Source organism: Blastopirellula marina (assembly GCF_002967715.1).
GTDB classification, from domain to species: domain Bacteria; phylum Planctomycetota; class Planctomycetia; order Pirellulales; family Pirellulaceae; genus Bremerella; species Bremerella marina_B.
This window is the reverse complement of sequence record NZ_PUIA01000028.1, coordinates 1-509: the sequence shown is the minus strand read 5'-3', so window position 1 is coordinate 509 and position 509 is coordinate 1. Positions and strand designations below refer to the sequence as shown.

The 509-nt window shown below is 53.4% G+C and carries 1 protein-coding gene; it reads left to right on the top strand.

Annotation, left to right across the window (positions count from 1 at the left end):
- Window positions 1–121: 121 nt before the first annotated feature.
- Window positions 122–509: DUF1559 domain-containing protein (locus tag C5Y96_RS09335; RefSeq protein ID WP_114322170.1), on the top strand; the 388-nt coding region annotated here is incomplete at its 3' end.

The window sequence follows — 509 nt, the reverse complement described above, 5'->3', positions numbered from 1 at the left end:
CGCGTGGTACCGTCGAGTTATCGAATTTTTCTAGCGCCATGCGTCTAGCGGAAATCGCCTTATCTCCTCATGCCGACGGACGCATTGATACACTCTCTTTTCCCAATGCAGCGAGCTTGCTATGACTTCGATTCGTAATCATTCCCGCGGTTTTACCCTCGTTGAGTTGTTGGTGGTGATCGCCATCATCGGCGTCTTGATCGCGCTGCTCTTGCCGGCCGTACAGCAAGCCCGCGAAGCGGCTCGGCGGATGCAGTGCACCAATTACATGAAGCAGATTGGTCTTGCGCTGCATAACTATCACGATACTCATCGCGTTTTGCCGCCAGCGACGATCAACCCCGGATGCAACGGCTGCAATAGCGTCGTTTCGCCCGACACGGTTTCGATGAACGTACGGAATATTACGATGCATCTCATGATTCTGCCATTCATCGAACAGGGGCCGCTTCATGATAAGATCGACTTTACCCAACCAGTTGGATTGGCCGCGCACCAAAGCGTAACGG